The sequence below is a fragment of the Streptomyces sp. NPDC052721 genome, from assembly GCF_040678315.1.
Taxonomy (GTDB): domain Bacteria; phylum Actinomycetota; class Actinomycetes; order Streptomycetales; family Streptomycetaceae; genus Streptomyces.
Genome location: NZ_JBFATL010000004.1, coordinates 105,162 through 126,300, shown reverse-complemented (window position 1 = coordinate 126,300; position 21,139 = coordinate 105,162). Strand labels below are relative to the sequence as shown.

The following is a 21,139-nucleotide window of genomic DNA, read 5'->3' as shown; positions in this document are numbered from 1 at the left end:
CGGAACACCGGTTCGGACGCAGTGCGTTGGTGGTCCAAGGAAAGACGTCCCGCTTCCTGCGGGGAGATGCAGGTGCAAGGCCTGCCCGGCGCTCCATTCGACACCCCGCCCCCGGGTTCCCGGCGGCGGGGTGTTCGCGTTTCACGGCCGAGGGGCGAATGTTTCACTAGATCATTCGAATATTTCGATGGACTCCGGCATGCCGAGGGCTTCGTCAAGCGGTCCGGCGGCGATACGATCCCGGGCATGAAGCCCTCGAAGCCCGCAGAAACCCAGACGGCGACCCTCGCCGAGATCGCCCGCGAGGCGGGGGTCTCCGCTCCGACTGTTTCGAAGGTCCTCAACGGCCGGGCCGATGTCGCCCCCGCGACCCGCACCCGTGTCGAGGAGCTGCTGCGCGCCTACGGCTACCGGCGCCGCCGCGCCGAGGCCTCCCGCTCGCCCCTGATCGACGTGGTCTTCCACGAGCTGGAGAGCGCCTGGGCGATGGAGGTCATCCGAGGTGTGGAGAACGTCGCCCGGGACGCCGGGCTGAGCGTGGTCCTGTCCGAGTCCGCCGGCCGGCTCACCCCCGGCCGCACCTGGGCCGACCAGGTCGCCGCCCGCCGCCCGCACGGCGTGGTGCTGGTGCTCTCCGAGCTCGACGAGTCCCAGCGGGCGCTGCTGACCAGCCGCTCCATCCCGTTCGTGGTGATGGACCCGGCCGGCGACCCGGGCCCGGACGTGCCGTCCATCGGAGCCACCAACTGGCAGGGCGGTCTCGCCGCCACCCGCCACCTGGTGGAACTCGGCCACACCCGGATCGGCGCGATCAGCGGCCCGACCCGGATGATGTGCAGCCGCGCCCGGGTCGACGGCTACCGGGCCGCCCTGGAGACGGCCGGACTGCCCGCCGACCCCTCCCTCGTCGTGGCCGGCGACTTCCACCACGACGCGGGCTACCGCCTGGGCCTGGAGCTGCTGCGCCGCCCGGACCGGCCCACCGCCGTCTTCGCGGGCAACGACCTGCAGGCGCTCGGCCTGTACGAGGCCGCCCGTGAGCTGGGCCTGCGCGTCCCGGAGGACCTCAGCGTGGTCGGCTTCGACGATCTGCCGGTGGCCCGCTGGGTGGGCCCGCCGCTGACGACCGTACGGCAGCCGCTCACCGAGATGGCCGAGGCCGCGGCCCGGCTGGTGCTGGAGCTGGGGAGCGAGCGGGAGGAGCGGGCGGCGACCCGGGTGGAGCTGGCGACGAGTCTGGTGGTGCGGTCCAGCACGGACGTGCCTCCGGCCGCTTAGCGGTACGGCTACGACGGGCGCCGAGGGTTATCGACGGGTACCGGTGGTCACCCCGCACTGCTTCGAAGTAGATCGGTTACAGAGCCGAAACTTTCGGATTGCCGTGCAAGGTCGTCGGCACCGCCGTCACCGGCCCCTGCTATCGCCGCCTGGGACGTCGTCCACGAACCCTTGAGGGCGTCGCCGCGCGAACGCCTCCTGCAACGGGTCGGTGCTGGACGGCGGTTCGGTGACCTTCGGCTTCAACGCGTCCTGGAACGGCGGCAATCCGGTACCGACAGTGACGCTGGATGAGAATTCGCCAAGAAAACCGACTCGGACGGCTTCCGCTAACAGTCCGCTAATAATTCGGACTTATGTTCCTGTGGTGACGCGACACGAGGAGCAAGGCGACGCGGGCAGACGGGTGGGCCGGCGATCGAGAGCGCTGAAGATCGCCGGCCTCACTCTGACGGGCACCCTGGTGCTGGGCGTGGCGGCGGCCGGCTGGGCCTACTGGCATGTCAACCGCAACATCACAAGCGTCGACATCGACAGCGCACTCGGCGACGACCGTCCGGCCAGGGCCGTGGTCACCCCGTCCGCGACCGCCTCGGCGGACACCTCCCCGCTGCCCACCGGCGCCCTGAACATCCTGGTCCTCGGCTCGGACTCGCGCAGCGGCAAGGACAACCAGGAGCTGGGCGGCGGCGACAGCGGCGGAGCCCGGTCCGACACCGCGATGGTCGTGCACATCGACGCGGGCCGGACGAAGGCCACCGTCGTCAGCATCCCCCGCGACACCCTCGTCACCCGCCCGTCCTGCCCGCTCACCTCCGGCGGCAGCACGGCACCGGCGTACGGCGCCATGTTCAACAGCGCCTACGCGGTGGGCGGCCCGGTGTGCGCGGTGAAGACCGTCGAGTCCCTCACCGGTGTCCGCATGGACCACTACCTGGAGATCGACTTCTCCGGCTTCGCCGAGCTGGTCGACGCGCTCGGCGGGGTCGACGTCACCACCGGCCAGGACATCGACGACGACAAGAGCCACCTGCACCTCAAGGCCGGCACCCACCACCTCGACGGCACGCAGGCCCTCGCCCTCGCCCGCACCCGGCACGGCATAGGCGACGGCAGCGACCTGGGCCGCATAGGGCTCCAGCAGACGCTGGTCAAAGCCCTGCTGGAGCAGATGTCCGGCGCGGGCCTGCTCTCCGACCCGGCCCGGCTGTACCAGGTCGCCGACGCCGTCACCACCAGCCTCACCACCGACACCGGCCTGAACTCCCTGAACGAGCTGGTGAGCCTCGGCCGGAGCCTGAAGGGGCTGACCGCCGACCGGGTGCGGACGGTGACCATGCCGGTCGTCACGGCACCCTCCGACCCCAACCGGGTCGTCGCCGAGGAGCCGGCGGCGAACGACCTCTGGGCCTCCCTGCGCTGAGCCGTAGTTCTCGGCCGCTCACGTTCGCACGCCCGTGGGGATCTCCCGGCGGCCCCGGGCCCGACCGCCCCCGGGTTCACCGTCCCGGCCACGTCCACCCCACCACCGGGGAGCGCGGCTCCGATCCATGAGCCGACGGCCACGCCAACCTGCCGATCGGCACCACCCGACCGTCCACCGTGCCACCGCCGGCATCCTCGGCGCCCCGCCGATGGCGAGGGCCTGGGGGTCCAGCTCTGCGAGGGCGGCCTGGGCGGCGACGCGTACGCCGGCCTGGGTCGGCACGGGGTCGTCGTCCGAGACGGCCCGCGCGGCCCGGCCGGCGGCACGTCGGTCCCCGCCGCCGGCACCCGGACCGGCGACTCCGACGCGACGGCCACGCCGACCTGGCCGCCGCCCCCGGCGAGGGCGGCGACGGTGCGGTCCGGGTGCTGCGTGGACGTCCGGCCGGCCCGGGCGCGGACGGGGGCGCCGTCTTCGGCGGGAAGGTGGTCGGGACGCCGTACCCGAAGGCGTCGTCCGGCTTCGCGCCGAAGGAACGGTGGGTCGTCGGGACGGCGGAAAAAATCCCGCGGATTTTTTCCGCGAGCGTGTCGATCCGGGTGTCTCCCGTTCGACGCAAGGGGTGAGCGGCGGGAACGGACCCGCCGCCCGACCGAAGGAGTCACCATGCCCCGCTACCTGTCGCTCGTGCGCATCGACGAGTCCGCCGGCCCCGCCGGGGGCCCCAGCGCGGAGCTGATGCGGCGGATGGGCGAGCTGATCGAGGAGATGACCAAGGCCGGTGTCCTGCTCGACACCGCCGGGCTCACCCCGTCCGCCGAGGCCGTCCGGATGGACTGGGACGGCGAGAAGGTCTCCGTGACCGACGGCCCGTTCACCGAGTCCAAGGAGGTCGTCGGCGGCTACGCGCTCATGCAGTGCAAGGACCGGGCCGAGGCACTGGAGTGGACCCAGCGCTTCCTGAAGATCCACGGCCCGGAGTGGCAGTTCGCCTGCGAACTGCGGGAGATCGTCGAGGGCTGAGCCCGTTTGGCCCGCCGCCGTCCAGGGTGTTGCATGGGGGGCTGTGGAGACACAGCCCGCCACCGCGCACGCCATCGAGACCGTCTTCCGCCTGGAGTCGCCCCGGGTGATCGCCGGCGTCGCCCGGATCGTCCGGGACGTCGGCATCGCCGAGGAGCTGGCGCAGGACGCCCTGGTCGCCGCCCTGGAGCGGTGGCCGCTGGACGGCGTGCCGGACAACCCCGGTGCCTGGCTCATGGCCACCGCCCGGCACCGGGCCGTCGACCTGATCCGGCGCCGCGAGACCTACGCCCGCAAACTCGCCGAGCTCGGCCGCGACCTGGAGACGACCCCGCCGTCGTACGACGAACCGGCCGACCCGGACGACATCGACGACGACCTGCTCCGGCTGGTCTTCACCGCCTGCCATCCGGTGCTGTCGCCGAAGGCCCGCACCGCGCTCACCCTGCGCCTGATCGGCGGCCTGACCACGGCCGAGATCGCCCGTGCCTACCTGGTCCCGGAGCCGACGGTCGCCCAGAGGATCGTCCGCGCCAAGCGCACCCTGGCGAAGCGGAACGTCGCTTTCGAGGTGCCGTACGGCCCCGACCGCGAGGCCCGCCTCGGCTCCGTGCTGGACGTCATCTACCTGATCTTCAACGAGGGCTACGCGGCCACCGCCGGCGACGACTGGCTGCGCCCCGGCCTGTGCGAGGACGCGCTGCGGCTGGCCCGGGTGCTGTCCGCGCTGATGCCCGAGGAGCCCGAGGTGCACGGTCTGGCCGCGCTGCTGGAGTTCCAGGCGTCCCGCGCCACCGCCCGCACCGGACCCGACGGCGCACCGGTGCTGCTGAAGGACCAGAACCGCCGTCGCTGGAACCGGATGCTCATCGCGCGCGGGATCCGTGCCCTCGACCGCGCCGAGGCCACCGCGAGCGGCCCCCCGGGCCCGTACACCCTCCAGGCGGCCATCGCCGCCTGTCACGCGCGCGCGTACACGTACGAGGAGACGGACTGGCGCGCCATCGCCACCCTGTACGGCCTGCTGGCCGTCCGCGCGCCGTCCCCGGTGGTCGAGCTGAACCGCGCGGTCGCCGTGTCGATGGCCGACGGCCCGGCGGCGGGCCTGAGGCTGGTGGACGCCCTGGCCGACGCGCCCGCGCTGCGCGGCTACCACCTGCTGCCCAGTGTCCGCGGCGACCTCCTCTCCCGCCTCGGCCGCACCGCCGAGGCCCGCGAGGAGTTCCTCCGGGCGGCGGCCCTGACCCACAACGAGAGGGAACGGCAGCTGCTGTCGCGCAGGGCGCGTGCGTGCGGCTGAGCGTCAGCCGAGCGGACGGCCGATCAGCATCGTCGGCGCGCCGGCGACGCGGGTGAGGAAGACGGTGGCCGCGTTCGGCCCCTGCGGTTTCACCTTCCGGCGCAGTTCCTCCGGCTCGACGGCCGAGCCGCGCTTCTTCACGGTCAGCGTGCCGACCTCGCGCTCGCGCAGCAGGGCCTTCAGCTTCTTCACGTTGAACGGGAGCCGGTCGGTGATCTCGTAGGCGGTGGCGTACGGCGTGGGCCGTGCCTCGTCGGCGGTGACGTACGCGATGGTCGGGTCCAGGAGCCCGCCGCCGACCTCCTCGGCCACCTCCGCGACCAGGTGCGCGCGGATCACGGCGCCGTCCGGCTCGTACAGGTACCGCCCCACCGGCCGGACCGCGGGATCGGGCAGCCCGCGGCCGAGCAGCGTGCGCGGGCCCGGCAGCAGCGTGGCCCGCACCGCGCCCGGCGCTCCCGTCCCGAACCACAACACCGCCTCCTTCACGTCCCCGCCGTCGGAGACCCACTCGGCCTCGGCCGCGGCCGGGATCACCTCGTGCGGGATGCCCGGGGCGATCTTCAGCGCGGCGCGGGGCGCCTTGAGGGCCGTCTCGACCGCCCAGGACAGCGGCGGCGAGTACGCCTCCGGATCGAAAACGCGCCCGCCCGTCGCCCGGCCACCGCCCTTCACCGACGCGCTGCGCGCGGCCCCTCTTGCCTGCCCGCCCCGGCGCGCGGGGTCCACGAACACCGCGTCGTACCCGGCGGTGTCCACCTCCGTGACGTCGGCCTCCCGCACCTCGATCAGGCCGGCCAGCCCCAGCGCCTCGGCGTTGGCCCGCGCCACGGCCGCCGTCAGCGGGTCCCGGTCCACGGCCAGCACCCGGATCCCGGCCCGCGCCAGCGCGATGGCGTCCCCGCCGATCCCGCAGCACAGGTCGGCGAGGGAGGTCACGCCCAGCTGCTTCAGCCGCCCGGCCCGGTACGCCGCCACGGAGGCCCGCGTCGACTGCTCGACCCCGTTGGGCGTGAAGAACATGCGCCCGGCGTCCTCGGCCCCGAACTTCGCCACCGCCCGCTGCCGCAGCCGGGCCTGGCCGAGCGCGGCGGAGACCAGCTCGGCCGGGTGCTCGCGGCGCAGCCGGGTGGCCACGGCCAGCTCCTGCGCGGGCTCGGTGTCGCGCACCTCGTCGAGGAGGGCGCGGCCTTCGGGGGTGAGGAGCAGAGCGAGGTCGTTCACCGGGTCATTGTGGGCCAGTCGGTGGATGGTGCGCCTCCGGCGGCGGTGTCGTCCGGGGTCGCGGGCCGGGGCCTGGGAGGATCCGGCACCATGCGAGCAGTAGTACAAAATGACAAAAGTCGGACTTGTCTGCGGCGACTGGCCCTCGGGGGCGGAGCAGTCACGCTGGCCACCGCCACCCTGCTCTCCGGCTGCGCCGGGCCCGAGTCCGTGCGCGCCCCGTCCGGCCAGGGCGGCCCCGCCCAGCCCCAGGACCCGGCGGCGCGCCGGGCCGCCGAACACGCCCGGCTGGCCGCCGCCGCCCGGCGCTGGGGGCTGGACCAGGTCCCGCTCACGCCTCCGCCGCCCCCCACGGTGAAGCCGAGGATCACCGCCCGCGACGGATTCGAGGTGGACCACCAGGAGGACTGGAACCTGCCCCCGGTCTTCACGACCATCCCCACCCGGAACAAGGTCGTCTTCCTGACGATCGACGACGGCGCCGAGAAGGACCCGCGCTTCCTCGCCATGATGCGTGAGCTGAAGATCCCGTACACCGCCTTCCTCAGCGACTACCTCGTCAAGGACGACTACGCCTACTTCCGGAAGATGCGGTCCTACGGCAACACCCTCGACAACCACACCCTGCACCACCCCTACCTGCCGGGCCTGTCCTACGAGGAGCAGAAGGACGAGATCTGCGGCATGCAGGCCGTCATGAAGAAGCAGTTCGGCAAGGCGCCCACCGTCTTCCGCCCGCCCTACGGCAACTACAACCAGGACACCCTGGTCGCCGCCAAGGAATGCGGCATCAAGTACGCGCCGATCTGGAACGAGGAGGTCTTCGTCGACCACTGGGAGTACCGCGAGGACGACAAGCGGCTGCGCCGCGGCGACATCGTGCTCACCCACTTCCGCGGCCGGGACGACTGGGACGGCACGATGGTGGACGACATGCGCCGCTTCCTGAACAAGGTCACGCGCGAGGGCTACGCCGTGGCCCGCCTGGAGGACTACCTGTGAGGCGCGCCCGGGGCCCGGCCGCGGTCCTCGCCGCGGCCCTGCTCCTGACGGGCTGCGCCCAGTCCGTCGACCCCATCGAACGCCTCGGCAAGAGGGCCGCCGAAGGGGTACGCCCGCACGCCACCGCCTCCGACCACCGCTACCGCTTCTGGGGCCTGACCCGGCCCCTCGTCCGCTCCCCGGTGCACCCGGCCCGCCCGCTCGCCGAGCACCCCGGGGCCGGCGCCCCGCCCGCCGTGGCCGACCACGTCCCCACCCGCGACCCGGTCGTCTTCCTCACGTACGACGACGGCGCCGAGCGGGACCCCCGCTTCGTCGACATGGTCCGCGAACTCCGGCTCCCGGTCACCCTGTTCCTCACCGACAGCGTCGCCGCCCCCGGCTACCGCCACTTCGCCCGCCTGCGCGCCCTCGGCGCCGGCATCGGGAACCACACCGTCGACCACCGGGCCCCGGCCGGACTGCCGTACGCCGGACAGCGCGCCGAGATCTGCGGTCAGCAGGACCGCCTCCGCGCCGCCCTCGGCGTCCGCCCCCGCCTCTTCCGCCCGCCCTACGGCTCCTACGACCGCACCACCCTGCGCGCGGCGGCCGACTGCGGCATCTCCGCGCTCGTCCTGTGGCGCGCCGCCCTGACCCCGGCCGGCCTCGCCTACACCCACGGCCCCCACCACCTCCGCCCCGGCGACATCGTCCTGGTGGGCCCCGACGAGTCGACGGGCCCCTCCCTGCGGGAACGCACGGTCACGGTGCTGAGGAAGGCCCAGGAGAGAGGCCTGACGGTGGGGCGCCTGGAGGACTACCTGTGAATGCCGGCCCGTCACGCGGGGCGCCCGGGCACTCGCGCGCGCCGTTCGCTGCCGACGCGCCGCACGGCAATTGGCACTCCGCTTGACCGAGTGCTAATCGCGGTCATAGTCTCGGCTCTGGCACTCCCCCCTGGAGAGTGCCAGATAAACGCGACGGGCAGGTCCGGCACCCGCGACGACGGATCGACCTGGTCGCCACCTCAGACAGTTAACCCCGTGAGATCTCCGAAGGGGGAGGTCGGATCGTGACGACCGCCAGCTCCAAGGTTGCCATCAAGCCGCTCGAGGACCGCATCGTGGTCCAGCCGCTGGACGCCGAGCAGACCACGGCCTCTGGCCTGGTCATCCCGGACACCGCGAAGGAGAAGCCCCAGGAGGGCGCCGTCCTCGCCGTGGGCCCGGGCCGGTTCGAGAACGGCGAGCGCCTTCCGCTCGACGTCAAGGTCGGCGACGTCGTCCTCTACAGCAAGTACGGCGGCACCGAGGTGAAGTACAACGGCGAGGAGTACCTCGTCCTCTCGGCTCGCGACGTGCTCGCGATCATCGAGAAGTAATCACCTCAAGCGACTCTCTGCTTGCAGCTGCGCCCCTGGCCCCCGCGATCGATAAGAAGCCGGGCGCCCGGGGCGCGGCGTTTTTCACCCACAGATTTCCGAGAGGGCTCCCGCTGCCATGGCGAAGATCCTGAAGTTCGACGAGGACGCCCGTCGCGCCCTTGAGCGCGGCGTCAACAAGCTTGCCGACACCGTCAAGGTGACGATCGGCCCCAAGGGCCGCAACGTCGTCATCGACAAGAAGTTCGGCGCCCCCACCATCACCAACGACGGTGTCACGATCGCCCGTGAGGTGGAGATCGAGGACCCGTACGAGAACCTCGGCGCGCAGCTGGTGAAGGAGGTGGCGACCAAGACCAACGACATCGCCGGTGACGGCACCACCACCGCCACGGTCCTCGCCCAGGCGCTGGTCCGCGAGGGTCTGAAGAACGTCGCCGCCGGTGCCTCCCCGGCCGCCCTGAAGAAGGGCATCGACGCCGCGGTCAAGGCCGTCTCCGACGACCTGCTGGCCTCGGCCCGCCCGATCGACGAGAAGTCCGACATCGCCGCCGTCGCCGCGCTGTCCGCCCAGGACCAGCAGGTCGGCGAGCTGATCGCCGAGGCCATGGACAAGGTCGGCAAGGACGGTGTCATCACCGTCGAGGAGTCCAACACCTTCGGTCTGGAGCTGGACTTCACCGAGGGCATGGCCTTCGACAAGGGCTACCTGTCGCCGTACTTCGTGACGGACCAGGAGCGCATGGAGGCCGTCCTGGAGGACCCGTACATCCTCATCCACCAGGGCAAGATCTCCGCCATCACGGAGCTGCTGCCGCTGCTGGAGAAGGTCATCCAGGCCGGTTCCTCCAAGCCCCTGCTGATCATCGCCGAGGACCTCGAGGGCGAGGCCCTGTCGACCCTGGTCGTCAACAAGATCCGCGGCACCTTCAACGCCGTCGCGGTGAAGGCCCCCGGCTTCGGCGACCGCCGCAAGGCGATGCTGCAGGACATGGCCGTCCTCACCGGCGCCACCGTCATCTCCGAGGAGGTCGGCCTCAAGCTCGACCAGGTCGGCATCGACGTGCTCGGCTCCGCCCGCCGCGTCACCGTCACCAAGGACGACACCACGATCGTCGACGGCGCCGGCAAGTCCGAGGACGTGCAGGGCCGGATCGCGCAGATCAAGGCCGAGATCGAGAACACCGACTCCGACTGGGACCGCGAGAAGCTCCAGGAGCGCCTCGCCAAGCTGGCCGGCGGCGTGTGCGTGATCAAAGTCGGCGCCGCCACCGAGGTGGAGCTGAAGGAGAAGAAGCACCGTCTGGAGGACGCCATCTCCGCGACCCGCGCCGCGGTCGAGGAGGGCATCGTCTCCGGTGGTGGCTCCGCCCTGGTCCACGCCTCCAAGGTGCTGGACGGCAACCTCGACAAGTCCGGCGACGAGGCCACCGGTGTCTCCGTGGTCCGCAACGCCGTGGTCGAGCCGCTGCGCTGGATCGGCGAGAACGCCGGCCAGGAGGGCTACGTCATCGTGTCCAAGGTCAAGGACCTGGACAAGGGGCAGGGCTACAACGCCGCCACCGGCGAGTACGGCGACCTGATCAAGGCCGGCGTCATCGACCCGGTCAAGGTCACCCGCTCCGCCCTGGAGAACGCCGCCTCCATCGCCTCCCTGCTGCTCACGACCGAGACCCTGGTCGTCGAGAAGAAGGAAGAGGAGCCGGAGGCCGCCGGCCACGGCCACAGCCACGGCCACGCCCACTGAGCCCAGCGCTCCCGAGTGAAGGCCCGGCACCCCGGACGGGGGCCGGGCCTTCGCCCTGTCCACTGCTCCGGCGCCTCTACTGCTCCAACGCGTCCAGCGCCCCCAGCTGCTGCATCAGCCCCAGCTGGTCGTGCTGCCACCACAGCTCGGCGATCTTGCCGTTGTCGCCGAACCGGAACAGCGTCATCCCGGTCGTGGTGACCTGCCTGCCGGTGGGCGCGATCCCCAGGAAATCGCCCTGGTGCGTGGCGTACCAGGTCCACCGCGCGCAGGCCCGCTCGCCCTGGGCGAGCACGTCCTCGACCGTGAACGCGTAGTCGAAGGCGCCGCGCCACATCCGGAACTCGGCGCGGACGTTGTCCAGCCCGATGGTGTCCTGCGGGTTCAGCGGATCATGGCTGTGGATGTCCTCGTCCAGCAGGTCGTTGAGCGGCGGCAGCTCGCCCTCGGCGCACAGCGCCTCGAAGAACCCGCGCACCATGCCCTCGGACAGGCTCTCGTCCCGTACGACGTCCAGGTCGATGAACGTCGGCATCTCGTCGCACAGCGCGACCAGGCCCCGGAAGATCCGGTCGGTCTCCGGGAGGTTCGAGTTCCGCATCGCGTCCTCGTACGACGGGAACTCCACCACTTCGACGACGTGCGACGCGTCCGAGCGGTCCGTGCCGACCACCGCGTGCGTCGCCGTCCGCTTCCCCTTGGTCTGCTGGACCCAGTCGTCCATGAGCCGGTTCATCTCGTCCAGCCGGCTCGTCCTGCACTCGATGAGCTGTACGAAGGTCATGCGCCGCCTCCGGCCCCCCTGGTCCGGTACCGTCCCGCCCATTTTCCCACCGGGACGGCGGCGACACCCGCCCGCTACTGCGGCCCGTACTTGCGCCCGGTCCGGGAGCTGATCCCGCCCAGCAGTCCGCGCGGCGTCACTTTCACCAGGCCCATCAGCGCCTTGTACCGGGGATCGGGGATGGACAGCGTCTTGCCGCGCGCGAGGTCGGACAGGGCCGCCGCGACCAGCTTGTCGGCGTCCAGCCACATCCAGCCGGGGATGTTGTCCGTGCCCATCCCGGCCCGCTGGTGGAACTCGGTGCGGACGAACCCCGGGCACAGCGCCATCAGCCGGACCCCGCTGCCGGCCAGGTCCTTGGCCGCGCCCTGGGTGAACTGCACGACCCACGCCTTGGACGCGCCGTACGTGCCGCGCGGGAGGAACGCGGCCACCGAGGCGACGTTCACCACCCCGCCCCGGCCGCGTTCGCGCATCGCCTCGGCCGCCGCCGACGTCAGCCGGAGCACCGCCTCGCAGTGCACCTTGAGCATCCGCAGCTCGTCCGCCATCGGTACCTCCAGATAGCGGCCCTTGTTGCCGAAGCCGGCGTTGTTGACCAGCAGGTCGACCGGGTTCTTCCGGTCGCCGAGCCGGTCGGCCACCGCCTCGATGCCCTTGTCCTGCGCCAGGTCGGCGGTCAGCACCTCCACCTCGATGCCGTGCCGGTCGTGCAGTTCCGTCGCCTGCTCGCGCAGCCGCTTGGTGTCCCGCGCGACCAGGACGAGGTCATGCCCGTCAGCCGCCAGCCGCCGCGCGAACGCGGCACCGATCCCCGCGGTCGATCCCGTAATCAGAGCCGTTGTCATGGCCCAAGCGTAGTGACCCGGACCGACAGCCTCCGCGGTCCGCGCGCTGTGCCCGGTGGTCTGCCCGCGGGCTGTCAGGCCCCGTGCTCCGCCACGTACTTCCGGGCCTTCGCCAGCGTCTCGCTGTGCAGCGCGGTGCCCGCCGCGAGCAGCCGGGGCAGCAGCTGCCGCTCGGTGGTGACCGCGCGGAACTGCATCGCCGCCGTCACCCCGTGGTCCGGCCGCTGCACGATCTCGACCGGATCGCCCGCCCGGATCTCACCCGGCTCGATCACCCGGAGGTAGGCACCTGTTGCGCCCTTCCGCGTGAATCTCCTGACCCAGCCGCGCTCGCCCAGATGGCCCTGGAAGGTGGCGCACGGAACGCGGCCGGAGGTCACCTCCAGTACGACGGTGGAACCGATCCGCCAGCGCTCTCCGATCAGCGCCCCGGAGACGTCCAGACCGTCCGTCGTGAGGTTCTCGCCGAAGCAACCATTGGCCAACGATCTGCCGAGTTCGCGCTCCCAGGCGTCGAGGTCCTCCCGGGCGTACGCGTACACCGCCTGGTCGTCCCCGCCGTGGTAGCGCGTGTCACACACCGCGTCCCCGGTGAGCCCGCCCGCGCCGATACCCCTGGGCCCGGGCGCCGCCACCCGCACCGGTCCGTCGGCCGGGTGCTTGTCGATGCCGGTGAGACCGTCCGGCTGATTCGTGTAGGGCACCCGCCGGGGCCGGCCCAGGTTGACCGAGAGAAGCTTCATCCCGGCACGGTAAGCGATCCGGTCCCAAAGTGTCGACGCATTATCGGGCACCTCGCCCAAGGCTGCCTTATGCTCGACAGGTGATCGAGGCCCGTCATCTCCGCGTCCTGCGCGCCGTCGCCACCACCGGTTCCTTCTCGGCGGCCGGACGCCAGCTGGGCTGCACCCAGCCCGCCGTCAGCCAGCAGATGAAGGCCCTGGAAGCCTCGGTCGGCACCCCGCTGCTGGTCCGCACCGGGCGCGAGATGCGCCTCACCCAGGCCGGTGAGGCCCTGGTCCGGCACGCCTCCGGCATCCTCGCCGGGCTCACGGCGGCCGAGGAGGAGGTCGCGGCCATCGCCGGCCTGCGCGCGGGCCGGGTCCGGCTGGTCTCCTTCCCCAGCGGCAGCTCCACCCTGGTCCCCACCGCCCTGGCCGCCCTGCGCGCGGCCCACCCGGGCACCCGCGTCTTTCTGGAGGAGGCCGAACCGCCGAGGTCCGTGGAACTGCTGCGCGAAGGCGACTGCGACCTGGCCCTGGCCTTCCGCTACGAGGGGGCGGCGGTCGCCGAGGACTGGGACGACCTCGTCGTGCGCCCCCTGCTGACGGACCGCCTGGTCGCCCTGGTGCCCGAACGGCACCGGCTCGCGCGCGCGGACACCGTCGCCATCGGCGAGCTGGCCCACGAGCCCTGGATCGCGGGCTGCCCGCGCTGCCGGGGCCAGCTGGTCGAGGTGTGCGAGGGGGCCGGCTTCACCCCGCGCATCGACTTCGCCACCGACGACTATCCGGCCGTGGTCGGCCTGGTCGGCGCCGGCCTGGGCGTCGCCGTACTGCCCCAGCTGGCCGTGGAGTCGGTACGGCCGCGGGGCGTGCGCACGGTACGGCTGGAACCGGCGGTACGGCGGGAGATCGTCGCCCTCACCCTGCCCGACCTGGCCCAGGTGCCGGCGGTGTCGGCCACGCTGGAGCAGCTGGCCCGGACGGCGCGGGCGGCAGGGCGCGGCCAGGGGTAGTCCGCAGTCGCGGGGGTCGCGGAGACGCGGGGGCGCGGCGAAGAGGGGGGCGGCGGAGACGCGGGGGCGCGGCGAAGAGGGGGGCGGCGGAGACGCGGGGGCGCGGCGAAGAGGGGGGTCGGCGGAGACGCGGGGCCGCCCGGACGGGCCACGGGCACGCGCGTGCGTGCCCGGTAAGGAAGTGGATGCTGTTCCGATAGGTGGTGCAGAAACGTTCCTTCAGTGATCCGAGGCGGTGTCCCCGCTGGTGGTCGAGGCCGCCACCAGGCGGTTGCGCGCCCGCCCCATCAACTCCTCACGCTCGTCCTCGGTCAGGCCGCCCCAGACGCCGTACGGCTCGCGCACCGCCAGCGCGTGCGCCGCACACTCCGCACGGACCGGGCACCTCATGCAGACCTCTTTGGCCGAGTTCTCGCGAGCGCTCCGAGCCGCCCCGCGCTCGCCCTCCGGGTGGAAGAAGAGCGAGCTGTCCACCCCGCGGCAAGCAGCCAGCAGCTGCCAGTCCCACAGGTCCGCGTTCGGTCCGGGAAGGCGGGAGAAATCTGCCATTACGTGACCCCTTGTCGCCGTTCTGGGCGGATACGGTGCCAACGACCGTACATCTCCGGTCTAAGGAGATGAAAATATGACTCATTGCGAATCTAGCCCCGGACACTACGAAACGGGAAGAAAAGGGGCCGAACGGGTCATAGGTTGTGATGAAAAGTTGTGGGTCCGTCGAGCATGTCTGCACCGTGTCGAAGCCCTCACGTAGAGTGCCGAAGACGGCACGCGGGCCCGTAACTCTTTCGAGTGACCGTCGTTGAGAGTGCGGAGGCGGTTGAAAACACAAGTGCTCGGGCAGGCGTCCGAGACGGTCGACCGCACAGGTGACGATTCCGTACCAGCCTGGAGGCTCAAGGTGACGCGCATCAGCTGCGGAGGGCGGTCATGACATCCGTCCTCGTCTGCGACGACTCCCCGCTTGCCCGAGAAGCGCTCCGCCGCGCGGTCGCGACCGTGCCCGGTGTCGAGCGTGTGACGACGGCGGCCAACGGCGAGGAAGTCCTCCGCCGCTGGGGCGCCGACCGCTCCGACCTCATCCTGATGGATGTGCGCATGCCCGGTCTGGGCGGCGTCGAGACCGTGCGCCGGCTGCTGTCCGCCGACCCGGGCGCGCGCATCATCATGCTCACCGTCGCCGAGGACCTCGACGGCGTCGCCCTCGCGGTCGCCGCCGGTGCGCGGGGATACCTGCACAAGGACGCCTCGCGCGCGGAGCTGCGTGCCACGGTGACCCAGGCGCTGGCCGACCCCACCTGGCGCCTCGCCCCGCGCCGGCTGCGCTCGGCCGAGATGGGCGCCGCGCCCACGCTCACCGCGCGGGAGATCCAGGTCCTGGAGGGCATGAGCCACGGCCGCTCGAACGCCGAGATCGGCCGCGAGCTGTTCCTCTCCGAGGACACCGTCAAGACGCACGCCCGGCGCCTGTTCAAGAAGCTCGGCGCCTCGGACCGGGCGCACGCGGTGGCCCTCGGCTTCCGCTGGGGACTGGTCCGCTAGCGCGCGCGAGGCCGGGCGGGCCGCTCGGCACCGGGGGCATCCGGTGCCGTCCGCGCCCGCGGTTCCTGTGCGGGTGGCCGGCCGACCGCTCCTCGAAGACGGCCGGGCTTGCCCGGGGTTCGTCCGGTCCTTCGGTCTCGTGTGCAACCCGGGTTCGTGGTGCCCGCCGGTGGTGTGCGAGCGGGCGCCGTACGGGGCGCGGGTCACCGGGAGGTGCCGTACCGGGCTGCGATGCCGCTCGGTGGACGGGGCTGTCCGGGTGATTCCGGCCGTCCCGGTCCGCCCTGGTCGCCCCAGCTGTCCCAGCCGTCCGGGTCCCGCACCGGCGGGCGAACCGTCGTAGAGGGGCGAACCGTCGTCGGCGCGAACGTCGTAGAAGTCGGTGGCGAAAGTCGTAGTAGTCGGCGGCGAGCTCGCCAGCCGGGGGAACGCGTCGCCGGGGCGACCGCCCCGGCGCACAACGGCGCCGAACGGGGGCGCGTGACCGCTCCGGCGCACCACCCCGCCGAACGCCGTGAGGGCGCGTGCAAGGCGGCCCGCCACACGCGCGCTGCTCGTTTCGGCGCGGATGCCGCATCCTTGAGATGTGGAGTCTCTCGGGGACGAGTCGGTCGAGCGGAAGGGGAGGGCGCAGGGAATGAGTGCCGGCGCACCTGCTCATAACGCTTCGGTGCACAACCACGAGCACGATGCGACGGACCGGACGGCCGCAGGGCACCATGGACCGATGCGCGACGACGAGGCGGGCACGGCCCATGGGGCGATCGGTGCGCTCGTGCATCGTGCCGTCGACGGGGACGAGCAGGCCACGCACGATCTGCTCGCCCATGTCCACCCCCTGGCGCTGCGCTACTGCCGCACCCGGCTGTCGCGGCTGCCCGGCGACGCGCGCCACTTCGTGGAGGACCTCGCCCAGGAGGTCTGCGTGGCGGTCCTCCTCGCCCTGCCCCGCTACCGCGACACCGGCCGCCCCTTCGAGGCGTTCGTCTTCGCCATCGCCTCCCACAAGGTCGCCGACCTCCAGCGCGCGGCGATGCGCCACCCGGGGTCGACCGCGGTGCCGTCCGACGAGATGCCCGAACGCCCCGACGACTCCCTCGGCCCCGAGGAGCGCGCCCTGCTCAGCAGCGACGCCGAGTGGGCCAAGAAGCTGCTGGCCAACCTCCCCGAGAACCAACGCGAACTGCTCCTGCTGCGCATCGCCGTGGGCTTGACCGCGGAGGAGACGGGGCAGATGTTGGGAATGTCACCCGGTGCGGTCCGCGTGGCCCAGCACCGAGCCCTGAGCCGCCTGAGGGCGCTCGCCGAACAGTGAACCCCCTGCGCGGAGCCTGAAGTAGCTCCTGCGCTGAACAGGTGCGCCGCCGTTTCCGTACGAACATACGAAGCCTGAAGCGACCCCGTACCGTGGAATTTGCTAGCGACGCTTCCCGTTAGCATGGACATCCGCACCGATCAAGGCCATTTGGGGAAGGTGTCATGACTGCAAACGTCGACGGAGTGCCCGGTAAATTCGCGACACTCGGGCTGACCTACGACGACGTGCTGCTGCTGCCGGGCGCATCCGAGGTGCTCCCCAACGCGGTCGACACCTCGTCCCGCATCTCCCGCAACGTCCGGGTGAACATCCCGCTGCTGTCGGCGGCGATGGACAAGGTGACCGAGTCCCGCATGGCGATCGCGATGGCCCGGCTGGGCGGCGTCGGTGTGCTGCACCGCAACCTCTCCATCGAGGACCAGGTCAACCAGGTCGACCTGGTGAAGCGGTCGGAGTCCGGCATGGTCACCGACCCGATCACGGTGCACCCGGAGGCCACGCTCGCCGAGGCGGACGCCCTGTGCGCGAAGTTCCGCATCAGCGGCGTCCCGGTCACCGACCCGGCCGGCAAGCTCCTCGGCATCGTGACCAACCGGGACATGGCCTTCGAGAGCGACCGCACCCGGCGCGTGCACGAGGTCATGACCCCGATGCCGCTCGTCACCGGGAAGGTGGGCATCTCCGGCCCCGAGGCCATGGAACTGCTGCGCAAGCACAAGATCGAAAAGCTGCCGCTGGTGGACGACGAGGGCGTCCTCAAGGGCCTGATCACGGTCAAGGACTTCGTCAAGGCCGAGAAGTACCCCAACGCCGCGAAGGACGCCGAGGGCCGGCTGCTGGTCGGTGCCGCCGTCGGCGCCAGCCCCGAGGCGCTGGAGCGCGCCCAGGCGCTCGCCGCGGCCGGTGTGGACTTCCTGGTCGTCGACACCTCGCACGGCCACAACAGCAACGCCCTGAGCTGGATGTCGAAGATCAAGTCGAGCGTGAACGTCGACGTGGTCGGCGGCAACGTCGCCACGCGCGACGGCGCCCAGGCGCTGATCGACGCCGGTGTGGACGGCATCAAGGTGGGCGTGGGCCCGGGCTCCATCTGCACCACCCGTGTCGTCGCCGGCATCGGTGTCCCCCAGGTCACCGCCATCTACGAGGCGTCCCTCGCGGCCCGTCCCGCCGGCATCCCGCTGATCGGCGACGGCGGCCTGCAGTACTCCGGGGACATCGGCAAGGCGCTGGCCGCCGGCGCCGACACGGTGATGCTGGGCAGCCTCCTCGCCGGCTGCGAGGAGTCCCCGGGCGAACTGCTCTTCATCAACGGCAAGCAGTTCAAGTCGTACCGGGGCATGGGCTCGCTGGGCGCCATGCAGTCGCGCGGCCAGGGCAGGTCGTACTCGAAGGACCGCTACTTCCAGGCCGACGTCACCGCCGACGAGAAGCTCGTGCCCGAGGGCGTCGAGGGCCAGGTGCCCTACCGCGGCCCGCTCGCCAACGTGCTGCACCAGCTCGTCGGCGGCCTGCGCCAGACCATGGGCTACGTCGGCGCCGCCACCATCGAGGAGATGGAGTCCAAGGGCCGGTTCGTGCGGATCACCTCGGCCGGCCTGAAGGAGTCCCACCCCCACGACATCCAGATGACGGTCGAGGCGCCGAACTACAGCAGCAAGAAGTGACGCCCACGCGCGCGTGAGGCTCGTGCCATCGGCGGTCCCGGAGCATCCGGGGCCGCCGTTGTCGTACCCGTCGGCGATACTGGAAGGCGCTGCAACGCATAGGGAAAGGCCACCAACGTGACTGAGATCGAGATCGGGCGCGGCAAGCGCGGCCGCCGGGCGTACGCCTTCGACGACATCGCCGTCGTCCCCAGCCGCCGTACGCGGGACCCGAAGGAGGTCTCGATCGCCTGGCAGATCGACGCCTACCGCTTCGAGCTGCCGTTCCTGGCCGCCCCCATGGACTCCGTGGTCTCCCCGGCCACCGCGATCCGCATCGGCGAGCTGGGCGGCCTCGGCGTGCTCAACCTCGAAGGCCTGTGGACGCGGTACGAGGACCCGCAGCCGCTGCTGGACGAGATCGCCGAGCTGCCCGCCGAGCAGGCGACCCGCCGCCTCCAGGAGATCTACGCGGCACCGATCAAGGAGGAGCTGATCGGCGCCCGCATCAAGGAGGTGCGGGACTCCGGCGTGGTCACCGCCGCCGCGCTGTCGCCGCAGCGCACCGCCCAGTTCTCCAAGGCGGTCGTGGACGCGGGCGTGGACATCTTCGTCATCCGGGGTACGACGGTCTCGGCGGAGCACGTGTCGTCCTCGCACGAGCCGCTGAACCTGAAGCAGTTCATCTACGAGCTGGACGTCCCGGTGATCGTCGGCGGCTGCGCCACGTACACGGCGGCCCTGCACCTGATGCGTACGGGTGCCGCGGGTGTCCTCGTCGGCTTCGGCGGCGGCGCCGCGCACACCACGCGCAACGTCCTCGGCATCCAGGTCCCGATGGCCACGGCCGTCGCCGACGTGGCCGCGGCCCGCCGTGACTACATGGACGAGTCCGGCGGCCGGTACGTGCACGTGATCGCGGACGGCGGCGTCGGCTGGTCCGGCGACCTGCCCAAGGCCATCGCCTGCGGCGCCGACGCCGTGATGATGGGCTCCCCGCTGGCCCGGGGCACGGACGCGCCCGGCAAGGGCCACCACTGGGGCATGGAGGCGGTCAACGAGGAGCTGCCCCGCGGCAAGAAGGTCGACCTCGGCACGGTCGGCACGATCGAGGAGATCCTCACCGGCCCGTCCCACACCCCGGACGGCTCGATGAACTTCTTCGGCGCCCTGCGCCGCGCCATGGCCACCACCGGCTACAGCGAGCTGAAGGAGTTCCAGCGGGTCGAGGTGACGGTGGCGGACAGCCAGCACCGGCGGTAGTCGCCGGGGCGGTCGCTGCGACGCCTGAAGGGCCGGTCATCCAGGGTGGGTGACCGGCCCTTTCGCATGCCCAGGCGTGGTCAAGTGGGCCTGAACGGGGGCGCGTTGTACGAGAGGGGGCGCGTGGTTGCGTTCGGGGCGAATGTGGGCCGAACGGGCGTAGTGGGGCGGTAGTGTCCGTGATCGGCGACCCAGTTCCGCTGGGTGCCCCGTCTTGTGGATCTACGGGAAGTGAGCGGCCACCCCCACGCGAACTAGGGGTGGACACTCCAATCACTTCTCCGGAGCCTGCCGCAGTGCCTGCTGCGGTGGGCTCCACCCGCCCCAAGGTACCGGCGCCGAATCCCCCACGCCACCAACCCCCCGCCCCCACACCCCCACGCGCCCCCCTTCACAACCGATGCGCCGCCCCCGTGGGCGTGGCCCCCCGAGTGTCCAGCAGCAGCTGGGCCTTCACCGAGAGCCCCTGCAGGTCGTACGTCCGGTGCTGCTGGAGCAGGATCGTGAGGTCGGCGTCGGCTGCCGCCTCGTACAGGGAGTCCGCGCGCGGCACGGGCCGCTCCAGGACGCTCCACTCGGGCACGTACGGGTCGTGGTAGCTCACGGCCGCGCCCAGCCCCATCAGCCGTACGGCGATCTCCTGGGCCGGAGTGCCCTGCTGGTCGGCGAGGTCGGGCTTGTAGGTGACGCCGAGGAGCAGCACGCGGGCCCCGCGCGCGGACTTGCCGTGTTCGTTGAGGAGCGTGGCCGCGCGCTGGACGACGTATCGGGGCATCCGGCTGTTGACCTGCTGGGCCAGCTCGACCATGCGCAGGGTGCGGGTCGCGTGCCCGGTCAGGTCCAGCGGGACCCCGTGCCCGCCGACACCCGGGCCCGGCCGGAACGCCTGGAAGCCGAAGGGCTTGGTCTCCGCGCACCGGATGACGTCCCACAGGTCGACGCCCAGCTCGTGGCAGAGGACGGCCATCTCGTTGACGAGCGCGATGTTGACGTGCCGGTAGTTGGTCTCCAGCAGCTGCACGGTCTCCGCCTCGCGCAGCCCACGCGCGCGTACCACCTTGTCGGTGAGCCGGCCGTAGAACGCGGCGGCCGATTCGGTGCAGGCGGGGGTGAGGCCACCGATGACCTTGGGGGTGTTCGCCGGGGTGTGGTCGCGGCTGCCGGGGTCGACCCGGCTGGGGGAGTAGGCGAGGTGGAAGTCGCGGCCGGCGCGCAGCCCCGAGCCCTCCTCCAGCAGCGGGCGCAGGAACTTCTCCGTGGTTCCCGGGAGCACCGGTGACTCCAGGATGACCGTGGTGTGCGGGCGCAGCCGCGCGGCCAGGGTCCGGGCGGCCGCCTCGACCTGACCGAGGTCGAGTCCGCCGTCGGCGCCGCGCGGGGTGGGCGCGCAGATCACCGCGGTGCGCACCCGGCCGAGCTGGGCGGGGTCGGTGACGGGGCGGAATCCGGCGGAGTGCATCCGGCGCAGCTCCGCGGGGCTGAGTGAGCCGGCCTCGGGGCCGGTGGCATAGCCGACGGTGGGGATACCGGCGGCGACGGCGGCCTGGGCGAGCGGCAAGCCGTAGGGACCGAGTCCGATGACGGCGAGGTCTGCGGGCATGGCGTGGGCCGTCCTTCCCAGTAGCCGAAGCGGGACA

At 72.0% G+C, this 21,139-nt stretch carries 19 protein-coding genes; 13 read left to right on the top strand and 6 right to left on the bottom strand.

Annotated elements, in window-relative coordinates; all coding sequences use genetic code 11:
• Positions 1-246 precede the first annotated feature (246 nt).
• From AB0L21_RS05760 to AB0L21_RS05745, 4 genes are all read left to right on the top strand, one after another.
• The gene (locus AB0L21_RS05760) at positions 247-1,278 is read left to right on the top strand and encodes a LacI family DNA-binding transcriptional regulator (protein ID WP_365704627.1); all 1,032 of its coding nucleotides are present in this window, start codon (positions 247-249) and stop codon (positions 1,276-1,278) included.
• A 367-nt stretch (positions 1,279-1,645) separates the two neighbouring features.
• The gene (locus AB0L21_RS05755) at positions 1,646-2,701 is read left to right on the top strand and encodes an LCP family protein (RefSeq protein ID WP_365782447.1); all 1,056 of its coding nucleotides are present in this window, start codon (positions 1,646-1,648) and stop codon (positions 2,699-2,701) included.
• A 669-nt stretch (positions 2,702-3,370) separates the two neighbouring features.
• A complete protein-coding gene (locus AB0L21_RS05750) occupies positions 3,371-3,727 on the top strand; it encodes a YciI family protein (protein ID WP_365704631.1) in 357 nt (118 codons plus the stop codon).
• 43 nt (positions 3,728-3,770) lie between these two features.
• Positions 3,771-5,027: an RNA polymerase sigma factor gene (locus AB0L21_RS05745; RefSeq protein WP_365782445.1), complete on the top strand. Its 1,257-nt coding sequence runs from the start codon at positions 3,771-3,773 to the stop codon at positions 5,025-5,027.
• 3 nt (positions 5,028-5,030) lie between these two features.
• Here AB0L21_RS05745 and AB0L21_RS05740 read toward each other — a convergent pair whose 3' ends face one another.
• Complete coding sequence (locus AB0L21_RS05740) at positions 5,031-6,251, bottom strand: methyltransferase domain-containing protein (RefSeq protein WP_365782443.1); 1,221 nt, start codon at positions 6,249-6,251, stop codon at positions 5,031-5,033.
• A 90-nt stretch (positions 6,252-6,341) separates the two neighbouring features.
• On the opposite strand from AB0L21_RS05740, the gene AB0L21_RS05735 reads away from it, so the two are divergent.
• From AB0L21_RS05735 to groL, 4 genes are all read left to right on the top strand, one after another.
• A complete protein-coding gene (locus AB0L21_RS05735) occupies positions 6,342-7,253 on the top strand; it encodes a polysaccharide deacetylase family protein (protein WP_365782441.1) in 912 nt (303 codons plus the stop codon).
• Complete coding sequence (locus AB0L21_RS05730; RefSeq protein WP_365782439.1) at positions 7,250-8,062, top strand: polysaccharide deacetylase family protein; 813 nt, start codon at positions 7,250-7,252, stop codon at positions 8,060-8,062. Before AB0L21_RS05735 ends, AB0L21_RS05730 begins: the two co-directional genes overlap by 4 nt.
• A gap of 245 nt (positions 8,063-8,307) precedes the next feature.
• Positions 8,308-8,616, top strand: a complete 309-nt coding sequence (gene groES / locus AB0L21_RS05725; RefSeq protein WP_039652762.1) for a co-chaperone GroES — start codon at positions 8,308-8,310, stop codon at positions 8,614-8,616.
• Positions 8,617-8,734: 118 nt separating this feature from the next.
• A complete protein-coding gene (gene groL, locus AB0L21_RS05720; protein ID WP_365704641.1) occupies positions 8,735-10,363 on the top strand; it encodes a chaperonin GroEL in 1,629 nt (542 codons plus the stop codon).
• 76 nt (positions 10,364-10,439) lie between these two features.
• On the opposite strand, the gene AB0L21_RS05715 is transcribed toward groL, so the two are convergent.
• The 3 genes from AB0L21_RS05715 to AB0L21_RS05705 form a co-directional block, all read right to left on the bottom strand.
• The gene (locus AB0L21_RS05715; protein ID WP_365704643.1) at positions 10,440-11,147 is read right to left on the bottom strand and encodes an ester cyclase; all 708 of its coding nucleotides are present in this window, start codon (positions 11,145-11,147) and stop codon (positions 10,440-10,442) included.
• A 74-nt stretch (positions 11,148-11,221) separates the two neighbouring features.
• Entirely contained in the window at positions 11,222-11,995 is a 774-nt protein-coding gene (locus tag AB0L21_RS05710; RefSeq protein WP_365782437.1) for an SDR family oxidoreductase, read from the bottom strand.
• 74 nt (positions 11,996-12,069) lie between these two features.
• Positions 12,070-12,738 carry an MOSC domain-containing protein gene (locus tag AB0L21_RS05705; protein ID WP_365782435.1) on the bottom strand — a complete coding sequence of 223 codons (669 nt, stop codon included), beginning with the start codon at positions 12,736-12,738 and terminating at the stop codon, positions 12,070-12,072.
• An 80-nt stretch (positions 12,739-12,818) separates the two neighbouring features.
• Between AB0L21_RS05705 and AB0L21_RS05700 the strand changes: the two genes are divergently transcribed.
• Entirely contained in the window at positions 12,819-13,733 is a 915-nt protein-coding gene (locus AB0L21_RS05700; protein ID WP_365704649.1) for a LysR family transcriptional regulator, read from the top strand.
• A 219-nt stretch (positions 13,734-13,952) separates the two neighbouring features.
• On the opposite strand, the gene AB0L21_RS05695 is transcribed toward AB0L21_RS05700, so the two are convergent.
• Positions 13,953-14,282 carry a WhiB family transcriptional regulator gene (locus AB0L21_RS05695; RefSeq protein WP_030641276.1) on the bottom strand — a complete coding sequence of 110 codons (330 nt, stop codon included), beginning with the start codon at positions 14,280-14,282 and terminating at the stop codon, positions 13,953-13,955.
• 381 nt (positions 14,283-14,663) lie between these two features.
• Here AB0L21_RS05695 and AB0L21_RS05690 point away from each other — a divergent pair, with 381 nt between their 5' ends.
• From AB0L21_RS05690 to AB0L21_RS05675, 4 genes are all read left to right on the top strand, one after another.
• Complete coding sequence (locus tag AB0L21_RS05690) at positions 14,664-15,275, top strand: response regulator transcription factor (protein ID WP_003948568.1); 612 nt, start codon at positions 14,664-14,666, stop codon at positions 15,273-15,275.
• A 727-nt stretch (positions 15,276-16,002) separates the two neighbouring features.
• A complete protein-coding gene (locus AB0L21_RS05685) occupies positions 16,003-16,590 on the top strand; it encodes a sigma-70 family RNA polymerase sigma factor (RefSeq protein WP_030641278.1) in 588 nt (195 codons plus the stop codon).
• 164 nt (positions 16,591-16,754) lie between these two features.
• The gene (guaB, locus tag AB0L21_RS05680) at positions 16,755-18,260 is read left to right on the top strand and encodes an IMP dehydrogenase (protein ID WP_030641280.1); all 1,506 of its coding nucleotides are present in this window, start codon (positions 16,755-16,757) and stop codon (positions 18,258-18,260) included.
• Positions 18,261-18,377: 117 nt separating this feature from the next.
• Complete coding sequence (locus tag AB0L21_RS05675) at positions 18,378-19,502, top strand: GuaB3 family IMP dehydrogenase-related protein (RefSeq protein WP_365704651.1); 1,125 nt, start codon at positions 18,378-18,380, stop codon at positions 19,500-19,502.
• A gap of 391 nt (positions 19,503-19,893) precedes the next feature.
• On the opposite strand, the gene AB0L21_RS05670 is transcribed toward AB0L21_RS05675, so the two are convergent.
• Entirely contained in the window at positions 19,894-21,102 is a 1,209-nt protein-coding gene (locus AB0L21_RS05670; RefSeq protein ID WP_365704654.1) for a nucleotide sugar dehydrogenase, read from the bottom strand.
• Between the last annotated feature and the right edge of the window lie 37 nt (positions 21,103-21,139).